We start from the raw sequence: 13,601 nt of genomic DNA on the forward strand, positions 1-13,601 counted from the left end.
GAAGTCGGGCAATCGACCGAACCTCCCGCTTTTCAGTAGGGGAGAACGGAGGGGCATCCTTGAAAAAACTGAAAAAGAATTATCCGTTGCACGTCATGCTGCTGCCGGGCGTCGTGTTTACGTTAATCTACGCTTACGGTCCGATGGCGGGGCTGGTTATGGCTTTCCAGGAATTCGAGCCGCTGTCCGGTTTCTTCAAATCGGATTTTATCGGCCTCGACAACTTCAAATACGTGTTTCAGCTGCCGGACTTTAATCAAGTGCTGTGGAACACGGTGCTGATTGCCGTCTGCAAAATGGTGCTGTTCCTGCTTGTTCCGTTAATTTTGGCTTTGCTGCTTAACGAGGTAACGAAGAGTTGGTTTTCGCGGTTTGTGCAGTCTGCGATTTTCCTGCCGTTCTTCCTGTCATGGACCGTGCTTGGCGGCATCGTCATCGAGCTGTTTTCCTTAAACGGCCCGGTTAACGCGCTGGTGTCGTCTTTCGGACTGGAGCCGATTATGTTTATGCTCGACAACAGTTGGTTCAGGACGATTATTATCGGTTCGGACGTGTGGAAGGGCATGGGCTACAACATGATCATCATGCTCGCCGCCATTACCGGCATTAACGCTACGCTGTACGAGGCGGCCGAAGTGGACGGCGCGGGCAAGTGGAAGCAGATGATCCATATCACGCTGCCCGGCATAGCGCCGATTGTGATCGTGCTTTCCGTCCTGGGACTCGGCGGCGTGCTGAACGCCGGTTTCGAACAAATCTTGATTATGTATAATCCGACCGTCTACGAAGGCTCGGACATTATCGATACATTCGTTTATCGTTTGGGTATTTTCAGCCAGCAATTCGGTCCTGCCGCGGCTGTCGGTCTGTTCAAATCGGTTATCTCGCTTGCGTTAGTATCGGCAACTTACTATGCAGCCTACAAATACAACAACTACCGCATCTTTTAGAGGAATGCTTACTTGAATGGAGGTGAGTCGGTTATGCGAAGCCGTGTCTCATTGAGCAGAAAGCTGTTTAACGTATCCAACGCGTTGTTTTTAACCGGAGTCACCCTGCTCGGCATCGTTCCGTTCCTGCACTTGCTGTCGATTTCCTTGAGCTCGAATACGGCCGCAATGGCGGGAGAGGTTAAGCTGTGGCCGGTCGGCTTTTCTTGGGACGCTTATATCTATTTGGGTGAAAAGGTCGAGTTCTTCCGTTCGTTGCGGGTGTCCCTGGAACGGGTCGTTCTCGGGACGATCGTCAACATGCTGCTGGTGTTTCTGACCGCTTATCCTCTGGCCAAATCGAACGAGCAGTTCGGCTCCAGGACGGTGTACGTTTGGTTTTTTGCCGTCACGATGTTCTTCGGCGGGGGACTGATTCCGACCTATATCGTCGTTGTCAAAACCGGGCTGATCGATTCGATCTGGGCGCTGATCCTGCCGGGCGCGCTGAGCGTATGGAACGTCATCCTGATGCTGAACTTCTTCCGCTCGATTCCGAAGGAGCTGGAGGAAGCGGCGACGATCGACGGCGCGGGACATTGGACCATTCTGTGGAAGGTTTTCCTTCCCGTATCGCTGCCTTCGATCGCGACGATCGGCTTGTTCACGATCGTCGGGCACTGGAACGCCTGGTTCGACGGGATTCTCTACTTGAACTCGCCGGATAAGTACCCTCTGCAGACGTACTTGTCGACGCTGATTATGTCCATGAATTCCATGATGACCTCGGTGTCCGTAGAACAGCTTAAGGTGCTCGAAAATCTCAGCGAGAAGACGCTGCGAACGGCGCAAATCTTTATGGGGGCGCTGCCGATTATGCTCGTCTACCCGTTCCTGCAGAAGTACTTCGTTCGCGGCATGACGGTCGGCAGCGTTAAAGAATAATGGATGGTCTGCAATGGGGAGGGGCGCGGCGATGAAGAAAATAACGGTCGCTTTGATCGGAGCGGGACAACGGGGCTATAACTATGCGGAGTATGCGCTGCAAAACCCGTACGAGGTGCAGATTACGGCGGTGGCGGAGCCGACGGCCGCGCGAAGAGAGGCGTTTCGGGAGCGTCACGGGCTGCCGGAGGATCGGGCCTTCGCGCACTGGGACGAGCTGTTTTCCGGACCGAAGCTGGCCGACGCCGTCATGATCTGCACGCAGGATCGGCAGCATTTCGAGCCAACGATGAGGGCGCTTGAGGCGGGTTATCACGTGCTGCTGGAGAAGCCGATGTCGTCCAGTCCCGAGGAATGCCTCGCAATGGGCGACATGGCCGCTCGAATGAACCGTGTATTCTCCATCTGTCATGTGCTGCGGTACACGAACTTTTTCTCCACGATTAAAGGGCTGCTTGATCAGGGTTCGATCGGGAAGTTGATGTCCATTACGCATAACGAGAACGTCGGGTACTGGCACCAGGCGCACAGCTTCGTGCGCGGCAACTGGCGGCGCAAGGATGAGTCCAGTCCGATGATTCTGGCCAAGAGCTGCCACGACCTGGACATTCTGCTGTGGCTGGCCGGCTCGGATTGTGTGCGGGTATCCTCCTTCGGCTCGCTGGCTCATTTTACGGCCGAGAATGCGCCGGAGGGGGCGCCGCTGCGATGTCTGGACGGCTGTCCGGCCTCCGACGAGTGCCTCTATTACGCGCCTAGGCTGTACTTGACGGACAATACGGACTGGCCGACCTCGGCGATCAGCGACGATGTTGGTTATGAAGCTCGATACAAGGCATTGCGGGAAGGTCCCTACGGCCGCTGCGTCTATCGCTGCGATAACGACGTCGTCGACCATCAGGTCGTGAATCTTGAGTTCGACAATGCCGTTACGGTTGCGTTCACGATGAGCGCATTTACGAGAGAGATTAGCCGTACGATCAAGCTGATGGGGACGAAGGGGGAAATTCGCGGAGCGATGGAGAAAAACGAGATCGAAATTTTGCATTTCGGCAGCGGCAAAACGGAGCGGATCGCCTTCGAGGATCGCGGCGGTCATGTCGGTCATGGCGGCGGCGACTGGGGGCTGATGCGCGATTTCCTGCGGCTGGTGCGAGCGGACGACGGGCAGCAAGGTTTAACGTCGGCCGAGCATTCGGTGCAAAGTCATATGATCGCGTTCGCGGCGGAACAGTCCCGGGCAGTCGGCGAGACGTTGGAGTTGGCGGAGTTCGTACGAGGGCTGCGGTCATGCTCCGTTGGCTGACTCGTCGGCCGTTATGGGGAGGAATTGCCGTGCTGATTGCGACGACCGGCATTGTGATGGCGGCGGCTCACGCCTGGGATCGGCCGTCAAATGAGGAGGAAATTGTGGCGTGGGTAGACGAAACGCCCGTTCATAAGGGCGAGTTCGAGCGCGCTCTGCGGGCCAACAAGTCTCGCGTCGTGGACGAGTACTACGTGACATACGGCGCCGAACAGACGGCGGCGTTCTGGACGACGGCCTATGGAGGGGTAACCCCTTCCGAGTCCGTCCGCAAGCTGGCGTTGGAGACCGTCGTGAAGCTCAAAGTCGAGCAGATGATTGCGCAGGAGCAAGGCATTCTATCGGACATCGGTTATTCGGGTTTCCTGCGGGAGCTGGAGTCGGAAAACCGAAGAAGACAGGAGGCTGCCGCCGAAGGACGGGTCGTGTATGGCCCTGTTCGTTATGAGGAAACGGCCTATTTGGAATATGTGATGAGCAATGCGATCCGAGACGTCAAGAGCCGGCTGCTGGAGCAGGAATGGAAGCCGGACGAGCGGGAGCTGCGGCAATTCTATGAGTTGAATAAATCGGAGCTCTATGCGTCGCGCGGGTCGGTGAAGGTTAACCAACTGTCCGCAGCTTTTCTGGACTCGAATCAGGAGGCGGACGAGACGCTTAAGCGTCAGGCGCGAGAGCGAATGGACGAAGCGACGGCTCTGGCCGCTGCCGGAACCGGGTTTGCGGAAATCGCGGATAGGTTGGGCGTTGAGATCCGGCTGGAGGAGCGAACCGTCAATGAGGGCAATGTCAGAATGAATTTGCGGAGTCCCGTCGCGCAGATTGCGCAGCATCTGGCTCCGGGTGAAACCAGCGGCGTCATCGAAGAGAACGGGCGCTTCTATTTGCTCCAACGTCTGGATGAGCGGAGGGAAGGCTCCGAGTTTGCGGATTTTGCGGAGATCAAGGATCAGGTGTTGAAGGATTATGCGGATTACAGGTATGCGGAATACGTCCGGGATCGGATATCCGCCGCCGAGATCAGAATAGATGAAGCGAAATACAAAACCTCGTGGAAGTAAGAGAGTTCCTGCATCGCTTGATGTAAGCGCTTCGGCCAAGGGCCCGGCTGAAGGATTACATATATCAATGGAGAGGGATGATCGCTTGATCAGAGGGTTTCGCAGAAGATTGGGGGCATTAGTGGTGGTTGCAAGCATGGTTTGCAGCCTCGTCGGTATAGCGCCGACGGAGGCGGAGGCGTCGGGAGTCGCCTATTACGTCGACAACGTCGGCGGCAATGACAGCAATGACGGCATGAGCCCGGGAGCGGCGTGGCAGTCGCTGGACAAAGTGAATGCCACGACGTTCAGTCCCGGAGACCGAATTTTGTTCAAGGCGGACGGGATTTGGAATGGCAGGCTGTGGCCCAAAGGCTCGGGAGCGGACGGGAGTCCGATCGTGATCGATATGTACGGCTCCGGCAGCAAGCCTCTAATCGCGGGGGTCACGTCGGAACTGGAAGCCGTATATCTGAAAAACCAGCAGTATTGGGAAATCAACAACCTGGAGATTACGAATCGATCGACGCTGCCATTCGACCGCAATTGGCAAAACCCGCGGGGACAGCGCAGGGGCGTCTACGTCCTGAACGAAGAGGCCGGCATTTTGAACCACATTCAACTGAAAAATCTGAACATTCACGATGTGGACGGCGCGTACACGACGCGCTCGGGAGGCATTATTTTCGATTCGGTCGGATCGGTTACGCCAAGTGCTTTTCGCGGCATTTTGATCGACGGCAACGTCCTGACCGATGTCGACGCTTACGGGATTTATATCGGGTCCAACTGCATTCTGCGCTACGGGATGAGCGATCTATGGCCTTGGGTGCCGAAGCCTTACGGGCCGTGGACGCCGTCCACCGACGTGGTCATTTCCAACAATACCGTGATCAGGGCGGCTACGGGCGGTATTGCCTGGAACGTGACCGACGGAGCTGTTGTCGAGCGCAACACGGTTCAGCAAGCGACCTATTTGGCCACCAACGCGGCGATCTGGTGGGCTTACGCGGACAACAATCTCGTGCAGTTCAACGAGTCCTTCGAGACCGTCAACGGTGAAGAGGACGGGCATGGATTCGACGTGGATGCAGGCAACATCGGCTCTATCGTCCAGTACAATTACAGCCATAATAACGCCGGAGGCTTCATGCTGTACGTAAACGACACGTACTACACGGTCGATACGGTCGTGCGCTACAACGTCAGCCAGAACGACAAGAAGAGCATTTTCCGGTACAGCGGCTCGATCAGAAATGTCACGAACCACAATAATACCGTCTATGTCGGAGCCGCATCGGGCAATCCGGTCATGAGCGACTATTTTACTAAAGCTTCGGGCGCTCCGACGAACATCCGCAACTACAACAACGCTTACTACAGCGTCGGGGACAAGGGCTGGAACCTGACCGGCCAGATGTTCGATTACAATGCGTATTTCGGCGGGAAGACGCTGGTCGCCTCCGATCCGCACAAGGTCACGGCCAATCCGAACTTCGTGAGCCCCGGAAGCGGAGGCGTCGGCATGAACACAGTGGACGGCTACAAGCTGCAAGCGGGCTCTCCGCTGATTGGAGCGGGCATCCCCATCGCGGATCACGGAGGCCGAGACTATTATGGCAACGCGCTGTACAACGGGGATCCCGACATCGGCGCTCACGAATACGAGGGCGTTGTGCCGCCTGCTACCAACAAAGCGGCGGTTCCGTATCCGCGGATTCCGCAATCGCCGGCAGGCAATCTCGCTCCGCGCGCTTCGGTCAGCACGACGTTCGCGTCGTTGAACGCAACGACGGCTGTTATCGCCAACATCAACGACCGTTTCTACGAGTACGCCTGGTCCAGCAACCAATCGCCGACGTTCCCGAACTACATTACGCTCGACTTTGGGGCTGAAGCGGTGACGGCCGATACGTTGAGACTGAACACAAGGTTCGGTCAAGGGCAGGGCATTACGAACTTCGATCTGGAGGTATTCGACGGATCGTCGTGGGTGCCTGTGCAGACCAACATAGCGCTGAGCTGGAGCTCCAACACGAGCGACGACGAGATCAAGTCGGTCGGCTTCGCGGAGACGACGTTCTCCAAGCTCAGGCTGAAAGTAAACAACGGCAACCGCCAATGGGGCAATATCGCGGTGAACGAGCTGGAGCTGTTCAAGTCGCCGATCGCCGCGCCGGTCAATGCCGCGCTTGGCGCAACGGCCGGCACGACGTTCCCGACGGGCAGCGCCGGCGCGATCTCCACGATCAGCGACGGCAAAACTTCCACGTCGTGGGCCAGTTCGACGTCCATTGCGTTCCCTCAGTATATCTCGCTTGATTTCGGCGGCAGCTTCGTCACGACGGGCAGAATCAGCCTGTTCACCCATTTCGGGATCGGGCAAGGCATTACGAACGTCGACGTCGAATATTTCGACGGCTCGAGCTGGACGATGGCGGCGTCGAACGTCCCGATCACCTGGTCGCTGAACAACAGCACGGTGGAGGAGAGGGAGATCGCCTTCAGTCCGGTCACCGCCGGGGCGATCCGCCTGAAGGTGAACAACGGCAATCGCCAATGGGGCAATATCGCGCTGAACGAGCTTCGGGTCTGGTCGGATTGACGGAGCCGCGGCGGCATTAACAAGCAAGTTAACTCTTGGGAGTCGTTCTCTATGAACGCTCCCGAGAGTTTTTTTACATTGGCGTGTCCGTGCCGATAGAACCGTCACGCGTGCTTATCCTCCGCCGCCGCCCCATGTCCGCGCCGATAGAACCGCCGTGCGTGCTCCCTCCGCCGCCGTCCCATGTCCGTGCGGATAGAACCGCCGCGCGTGCTTATCCTCCGCCGCCGACCCATGTCCGCGCCGATAGAACCGCCGCGCGTGCTTATCCTCCGCCGCCGACCCATTTCCGCGCCGATAGAACCGCCGCGCGTGCTTATCGTCCTCCGCCGTCCCATGTCCGCGCCGATAGAACCGCGACGCGTGCTTGTTCCCCGCTAACATGGATGGAGAGGGCCATGGTGTGCTTTCCTGTCATGCAATTAATGTTATGTATAATTACACATAAGTGACGCAATAGCGTGAGGAATCGCTCTAAAGCCTTGCTCCAAACCACTTTCATTGCAAAACAACAACTATCCCCATCTCCTTCTCGTCATGAAATCCCAAACATATTCCTCATTGTGTTATTTATATTGACATGTAATTCGCGCGGTGATAGCTTATAGGCAAGAGGTTTAACTAAATAATAAAACGATTAATTATTCGATTAAAAACGGCCGTCGAGTCGCTTCGCACCGCATCGCATCGATGTCTCGAAAACAAAACAAGCAAAGTGGTGAGTTCTCAATGACCTACATTAGCGTAAACCAGGTTTCCAAGAAGTTCCGGCGCCGGGGGCAGGTGACGGAAGCGCTGCGGGACATCGCGATCCATCTGGAGGAAGGGACGTTCGTCAGCCTGATCGGACCGAGCGGCTGCGGCAAGTCGACGCTGCTGCGGATCATCGGCGGATTGGAGACGGCCGACGAAGGGGAAGTGCTCGTGGAGGGCGTCGCCCCTCTCGAGGCGCAATCGCATAAACGGTTCGGATTCGTGCCGCAAGCTCCCGCTTTGTTCCCGTGGCGAACGATTCTGGAAAATATGAGACTTCCCTTCGAAGTGAATCGCAAGGGAGGCCGACAGACCCCGGAGCAGACGGAGGAAGCGAAGGAACTGCTCCACTCGGTGGGCTTAGGCGACTTCCTGAACGCTTATCCGAAGGAGCTGTCCGGAGGAATGCAGCAGCGAGTCGGCATTGTCCGCGCTTTCGCCTCGGGAGCGCCGATCCTCCTGATGGATGAGCCGTTCTCGGCGCTTGACGAAATCACCCGCGAGAGAATCCGCTATCAGTTGATGGAAATCTGGGATTCGCACAAGAAGACGGTCGTTTTCGTAACGCACAGCATCAGAGAGGCGGTGTTTCTATCGGACAAAGTGGTGGTCATGTCAAGCAGGCCGGGCAGGGTGACCGAGATCGTCGATATCGAGCTTCCGAGACCTCGCCGCCATGAGTTGGAAGAGACGGAGGAGTACTTGCGGTACGTGCACCACATCAAAGGGTTATTACGCGAAAGGTGGGAGCATTGAAATGACAACACAGCAAAACGCAATCGACAACGCAGCGGCTTCATCCCGAATCCGGGAGACGGGAATCGGATGGCACAAGGCGCTTGGAGCGGCAAGGCGGCTTGGCGGTTACGGGTATCCCGCATTGGCTTTCGTGCTGCTGTTCGGCGGCTGGGAGCTGGCCGTGCGGCTATTCCGCATCAATCCGCTGACGCTTCCTGCGCCATCCGGCATTCTGAACGCGCTGTTCTCCGATTTCTCGTTTTATCTGGATCATGCCGGAGTCACGCTGTACGAGGCGATCGTCGGCTTCGTCATCGGCTCGGCGCTGGCCTTGATCGGCGGAGTGCTCATGGCGCATTCCCCGGCATTGGAGCGGATGCTGCTGCCGATCGCAGTTCTGGCCAACGTCACCCCGATCGTCGCCATTGCGCCGCTGCTGATCATCTGGTTCGGCTTCGGCTCGTTTCCGAAAATGCTCATCGCGGCCATCATCACCTTTTTCCCGATGCTCGTGAACTCGATTACAGGCTTCCGCTCGATCGACCAGAACAACTACGAATATTTGCGCTCCCTGCATGCCAGCAAAGCGGAAATCTTCTTTAAGCTTCGTCTTCCCAACAGCTTGCCTTACTTGTTTTCCGCCTCGAAAACGTGCATCACCCTGAGCGTCATCGGAGCGGTCGTCGCCGAATGGAGCGGCGCGGACAAAGGGCTGGGCAATCTGGTCATGGTGTTCAGCAACTACATGCAGATCGAGAAGATGTTCGCGGCGATCGCCATGCTGGCGGCCATGGGCATTGTGCTGACGGCGGTCATCCGCATCGTGGAGCAGCGCGCGCTGTACTGGCACAGCTCGACCCAGACTCGCGAGGGATAAGGAACGTCTGAAACGAATCCAAGGCAATTCGGCAAGATCCCATAACAGAGACGAGATAGGAGAATGAGACCATGCTGACGAGAAAAAAAGGAATGGCGGCTATGTCGATGTTGACGGTGATTGCGATGGCGCTTGCGGGGTGCGGAGGGGGAGAGGCCAAGCCGGCGAACAGTCCGGCCCCGTCGTCTGCGGCTCCGTCGCCGTCCGAGCCGGCGAGCCCGTCGGCCGCCGAGTCCGGCGGAGCTTCGGGCGGGATCGATTGGGAGGCGCGCAAAGCGGCGAATCAGGCCGCGGGGGAAATTCTGTATTCGACCGGGTACTATTTCGCAGCCTCTTCTCCCGACGTTCAGGCGGTCATGGCCGACGAGCTCGGCTACTTCGAACAGTTGGGGCTCAGCGTCCGCGTGCAGCCCGGACTCGACTCGCAAGGCATGAAGTTTCTGGCCGCCGGACAAGCGCAGATTTCCAGCGCCGGCAACCCGAGTCTGGTCATCACCTCGGTGGACAGCGGAGCGGAGGTCAAGGGGGTGGCGACGTTCGGTTCCGTCGGCGTGAACGCTTTGATGGTATTGGAGGATTCGGACATCCACACTCCGAAGGATCTCATCGGCAAGACGCTCGGCTACAAGGGCGCGATTCCGTCCTGGGTCACCACGATGCTGGCCTCCGAAGGCGTCACCCGCGATCAGTTCAAGGCGGTGTCGGTCGGCTACGATCCGCGCATTCTGGACGGCAAGAAGCTGGACGCCCTGACCGTCTATAAGACGAACGAACCTTATATTATGGAGAAGGCGGGCATTAAGACGCGTCTGATCGATCCGGGCGACTTCGGAGCGGAAACCTCGTTCGGCGTCGTCGCCGTGAACGCGCAGTTCGCCGCCGAGCATCCGACCGCAATCGAAGATTTCCTGCGGGCGCTGTCCAAGGCGCATCAGTACGCGCTGGAGCATCCGGAGGAGACGTTGAAGGTGCTGGAAGCCCGCTCGACATCGGGCTACGACCTGGAATCGGAGACGAATCGCTGGGCGGTGGAGCGCGAGCTCGTACAGGACAATCTGCATGAGGGGCACGGCGTCGCCTGGCAGTCGGACGAACAATGGCAGCGGGAAATGGATATGCTGGTGAACGCGGAAGTAATCAAGGGACCGATTCCGCTCGACAAAGTCATGGACAATTCGTACATCGAAGCGATCTACGAGGGAGCGGAACTGATCTGGCCCGAATGACGCGCGATGGATCCCAACATTAATGAAGATGGAGTGATGATGCAATGAGCGGCAGCGTGGATTACAACAAGATCGATTTTGGCGTATTTCTTCCGATTACGAACGGAGGCTGGATCATCTCGGATACGACTCCGAAAATATACGGCAGCTACGAGCAGAACCGCAGCGCGGCCATTCTCGCGGAAGAGCTGGGGCTGGACTTCATTATGTCGATGGCGAAGTGGAGAGGCTACGGCGGCCGCACGAACCACTGGGGCACCTCGCTGGAATCGATGACGATGATGGCGGGACTGGCTGAGGCGACGAAAAAAGTGAAGGTGTACGCCACCGTCCATACGCTGCTGTACCACCCGGCAGTCGCAGCGAAAATGTTCGCGACGCTGGATCAGATCAGCAACGGACGCGTCGGCATGAACGTCGTATCAGGCTCCTACTCGAAGGAATTTTCCCAGATGGGCATGTGGCCGGAGCACCTCGATCACGGCGCGCGCTACGATCTCGCCAAGGAGTGGATGCAGGTCGTCAAGAAGCTGTGGTCTGAGGATCGGGTTAATCACGAGGGACAATATTTTCAATTGAAAGACTGCATGTCGAATCCGAAGCCGGTGCAAAATCCGCGGCCGTCGATCATCTGCGCAGGCGCGTCCGACAAGGGGCTGAGCTTCACGATCGATGAAGGAGACGCCTGCTTCGTAGGAGGCAAGGACGTGCAGGAAATCGCCAAGGTCAGCGCCAGAGCGAAGGAGATTGCCAAGGATCGCAACAAGACGATCAAGACGTACGCCATGTTCGGCATCTATCCGGGGGAAACCGAGGAGGAGGCGAACGCCAAAATCCAGCTTTATCAGGAAGGGGCGGACCGCGAAGCGATCATGGGCCTGATGGAGAGCTACGGTCTGGCGGTCGACGGCAGCGAGTCCTCGATCTCGGCGAGAGCGAGAACGGCGCTGATGTCGCAGCCGATCTCCGGCACGGCGGAAGCCATTACCGCTCAAATCCGTGAGATCATCGAAACCGCGAATCTCGACGGCATGATGCTGACGTTCCCGGATTACGACGCCGACATGCGGTTCTTCGGGGAGCGCGTGCTGCCTGGATTGCGGGGATAAGCGGGAAGCGCGCAGGAACGCCGAAGGTTGCTGGAATGGACGTTGGAAGGAATGTCGGAAGAACGTTGGAAAGACGAAAATAGGCGGCTAAGGAGGCGCGATAGATGCGTACGGTACCGAATGAGGGAATCGCCTTGGTGCTGGTGGACGTGCAGAACGACTTCTGCGCCGCCGACGGCAAATCGGCGGAATGGGGAGCCGACCTGTCCGGGGTCGACCCCGCTGTCGACCGGATCGAGGAGTTGATCGCCTCTGCAAGAGCGGCGGGGATTCCGATTATTTTCGTCGCGCTGATCACGGAGTCGGAGACCGATTCTCCCGCCATGAAGGAGTGGTACGTCCGGCAGGGGCAAGATCCCGAAGGCGTGGCGATATGCAGGAAGTCGACCCCGGGGGCGGAGTATTATCGGATCTCCCCTTTGCCGGGGGACATCGAAGTGGCGAAACAGCGGTACAGCGGCTTCGTCGGAACAAATCTGGAGCTGGCGCTCAAGAGCAACGGCATCCGCAAGCTGCTCGTCGCGGGGGTTACGACGGAATGCTGCGTGGAATCTACCGTCAGGGACGCTTTTATGCGGGACTACGAGTGTTTCGTTGCATCCGACGCCTGCACGGCGTACGAGGCCGACGTTCACGAGGCTTCATTGAAAGGGATGGCGCTTAACTTTGCCACGATCGTTACGACACAACAGGTTGTCCGAAGCTGGGCGCCTTTAATGGAGGTCAGGCCATGATTACGATTCATCCCGGCGGCAAGGCGACGGAAGCGGAAATCCGGGACGTCGCCGACCGGATCCGCGCCGCGATCGACAGGCAGGAACTGATCGATCTGATTCTGGAATTGGGCAATATTCGCTCTCTGGCGGGTTACGAGAAAGAGGCCGGGGACTTCGTATACGATTGGATGAAGCGGGAAGCTTTTTCCCCGAAGAAGGTCGGAATGGTTCCGGACCGCTTTAACGTCATTGGCGAATACGGCGGGCAGAACCCGACGCAGGGCAAGAATCTGCTGTTCACCAGCCATCTGGATACCGAATCGCCCCAATATAACGATCTCGACAAGCTGAAGTACCGTCCGGGATCGGTCGACAAGCCGGAATGGCTTCAGGCGAGCCTGAAGGACGGCGTCTTCTCCGGCAGGCCGGTGGAGAACGACAGAGGGCCGATGGCCTGCTTCCTGATCGGGGCCAAGGCGCTGAAGCAAACCGGCCTGCCAATGGCCGGCTCGCTCTACCTGACGGCCTGTCCGGCGGAGATCGGTCCGGAGCACGTGGAGGAATTCCAAGGCCCGCAGTTTCTGGGCAAGGAAATCGGCGCGCAGTTCATGATGACGCACGGAGGTGTGGCGCCGGACTTCGCTATTGCGGCTGAAGGAACGGATTTCGGAATTTCCTGGGTGTCGTGCGGACATGCGAACTTCCGCATCAATATCTATGGAGAGGATGTTTTCACGCCGTTGCTGGAGCATCCGGAGGAGCTGCGCAGGCACCCGAGCGCGCTCGTGAAGGTGGCGCCGCTCATCGAAGCGCTGCAGAAGTGGTGCGTCGAGTTCGAGAAGAACAACATCTACCATTCTCCCGGCGGGACGGCGGTGCCGAAAACCCAGATCGGAGCCATTCGCGGCGGAGACCCTCATCTGATGGGCGGGGGGAGCGAGGTGTGCTCGGTGTACTTGGGAGCGACGCTGACTCCCGTTCAATCGATCGCCGACGTGCAGCGTTCGTTGGAAGCGCTGATGGAGAAGGAGGGCTTCGAAGGCAAGGTGGAGCCGGTCGTTTACCGTCAAGGCTTCGAGGCGGACGCCGAGCGGGTCGGGGGTCTGAAGCGGTCGATCAGCCGCTCCAGCGAGTCGGCGGGCAAAGGCGAGACGCCGCAGGGCCACTACATTTATTCGAGCATGTGGCGCGATCATAACGTGTTCAATATGTATCACATCCCGGCGGTTACCTACGGGCCGAGAAGATTCGCCCCGACGGTGGACGACATGGTGGACGCGGCGGTCATCTACGCGACGACGGCTTGGCTGATCTGCAACGATATGGAGGGATAAGCTTTCATTTTGCCCGGGGAGGG

The 13,601-nt window shown here is 58.0% G+C and carries 11 protein-coding genes; all 11 read left to right on the forward strand.

Annotated features, from left to right (window positions below; all coding sequences use genetic code 11):
- Positions 1 to 59: 59 nt before the first annotated feature.
- Positions 60 to 950, forward strand: a complete 891-nt coding sequence (locus B0G52_RS13340; RefSeq protein WP_094044981.1) for an ABC transporter permease — start codon at positions 60 to 62, stop codon at positions 948 to 950.
- Between the two features lie 33 nt (positions 951 to 983).
- Complete coding sequence (locus B0G52_RS13345; RefSeq protein WP_094044983.1) at positions 984 to 1,874, forward strand: carbohydrate ABC transporter permease; 891 nt, start codon at positions 984 to 986, stop codon at positions 1,872 to 1,874.
- Between the two features lie 31 nt (positions 1,875 to 1,905).
- Complete coding sequence (locus B0G52_RS13350; protein ID WP_094044985.1) at positions 1,906 to 3,180, forward strand: Gfo/Idh/MocA family protein; 1,275 nt, start codon at positions 1,906 to 1,908, stop codon at positions 3,178 to 3,180.
- Between the two features lie 29 nt (positions 3,181 to 3,209).
- Entirely contained in the window at positions 3,210 to 4,241 is a 1,032-nt protein-coding gene (locus tag B0G52_RS13355; protein WP_158223699.1) for a peptidyl-prolyl cis-trans isomerase, read from the forward strand.
- Between the two features lie 124 nt (positions 4,242 to 4,365).
- The gene (locus B0G52_RS13360) at positions 4,366 to 6,825 is read left to right on the forward strand and encodes a right-handed parallel beta-helix repeat-containing protein (protein WP_233162650.1); all 2,460 of its coding nucleotides are present in this window, start codon (positions 4,366 to 4,368) and stop codon (positions 6,823 to 6,825) included.
- 729 nt (positions 6,826 to 7,554) lie between these two features.
- A complete protein-coding gene (locus B0G52_RS13370) occupies positions 7,555 to 8,334 on the forward strand; it encodes an ABC transporter ATP-binding protein (protein WP_094044993.1) in 780 nt (259 codons plus the stop codon).
- A 1-nt stretch (position 8,335) separates the two neighbouring features.
- The gene (locus tag B0G52_RS13375; RefSeq protein ID WP_158223700.1) at positions 8,336 to 9,193 is read left to right on the forward strand and encodes an ABC transporter permease; all 858 of its coding nucleotides are present in this window, start codon (positions 8,336 to 8,338) and stop codon (positions 9,191 to 9,193) included.
- Between the two features lie 71 nt (positions 9,194 to 9,264).
- Complete coding sequence (locus tag B0G52_RS13380; protein WP_094044997.1) at positions 9,265 to 10,419, forward strand: ABC transporter substrate-binding protein; 1,155 nt, start codon at positions 9,265 to 9,267, stop codon at positions 10,417 to 10,419.
- 44 nt (positions 10,420 to 10,463) lie between these two features.
- Positions 10,464 to 11,528 carry an LLM class flavin-dependent oxidoreductase gene (locus tag B0G52_RS13385; RefSeq protein ID WP_094044999.1) on the forward strand — a complete coding sequence of 355 codons (1,065 nt, stop codon included), beginning with the start codon at positions 10,464 to 10,466 and terminating at the stop codon, positions 11,526 to 11,528.
- A 104-nt stretch (positions 11,529 to 11,632) separates the two neighbouring features.
- The gene (locus B0G52_RS13390) at positions 11,633 to 12,262 is read left to right on the forward strand and encodes a cysteine hydrolase family protein (RefSeq protein ID WP_094045001.1); all 630 of its coding nucleotides are present in this window, start codon (positions 11,633 to 11,635) and stop codon (positions 12,260 to 12,262) included.
- Positions 12,259 to 13,578, forward strand: coding sequence for a zinc-binding metallopeptidase family protein (locus B0G52_RS13395; RefSeq protein ID WP_198960642.1), 1,320 nt, complete (start codon positions 12,259 to 12,261; stop codon positions 13,576 to 13,578). The genes B0G52_RS13390 and B0G52_RS13395 overlap by 4 nt, the downstream gene beginning before the upstream one ends.
- The last annotated feature ends 23 nt before the right edge of the window (positions 13,579 to 13,601 follow it).

It is taken from the genome of Cohnella sp. SGD-V74 (genome assembly GCF_003001675.1).
GTDB lineage: Bacteria > Bacillota > Bacilli > Paenibacillales > Paenibacillaceae > Cohnella.

Excerpts from the sequence above, each read along its gene's own strand:
- B0G52_RS13345 (WP_094044983.1), top strand. The coding sequence starts at position 984 with ATGCGAAGCCGTGTCTCATTGAGCAGAAAGCTGTTTAACGTATCCAAC.
- B0G52_RS13350 (WP_094044985.1), top strand. The coding sequence starts at position 1,906 with ATGAAGAAAATAACGGTCGCTTTGATCGGAGCGGGACAACGGGGCTAT.
- B0G52_RS13370 (WP_094044993.1), top strand. The coding sequence starts at position 7,555 with ATGACCTACATTAGCGTAAACCAGGTTTCCAAGAAGTTCCGGCGCCGG.
- B0G52_RS13375 (WP_158223700.1), top strand. The coding sequence starts at position 8,336 with ATGACAACACAGCAAAACGCAATCGACAACGCAGCGGCTTCATCCCGA.
- B0G52_RS13380 (WP_094044997.1), top strand. The coding sequence starts at position 9,265 with ATGCTGACGAGAAAAAAAGGAATGGCGGCTATGTCGATGTTGACGGTG.
- B0G52_RS13385 (WP_094044999.1), top strand. The coding sequence starts at position 10,464 with ATGAGCGGCAGCGTGGATTACAACAAGATCGATTTTGGCGTATTTCTT.
- B0G52_RS13390 (WP_094045001.1), top strand. The coding sequence starts at position 11,633 with ATGCGTACGGTACCGAATGAGGGAATCGCCTTGGTGCTGGTGGACGTG.
- B0G52_RS13395 (WP_198960642.1), top strand. The coding sequence starts at position 12,259 with ATGATTACGATTCATCCCGGCGGCAAGGCGACGGAAGCGGAAATCCGG.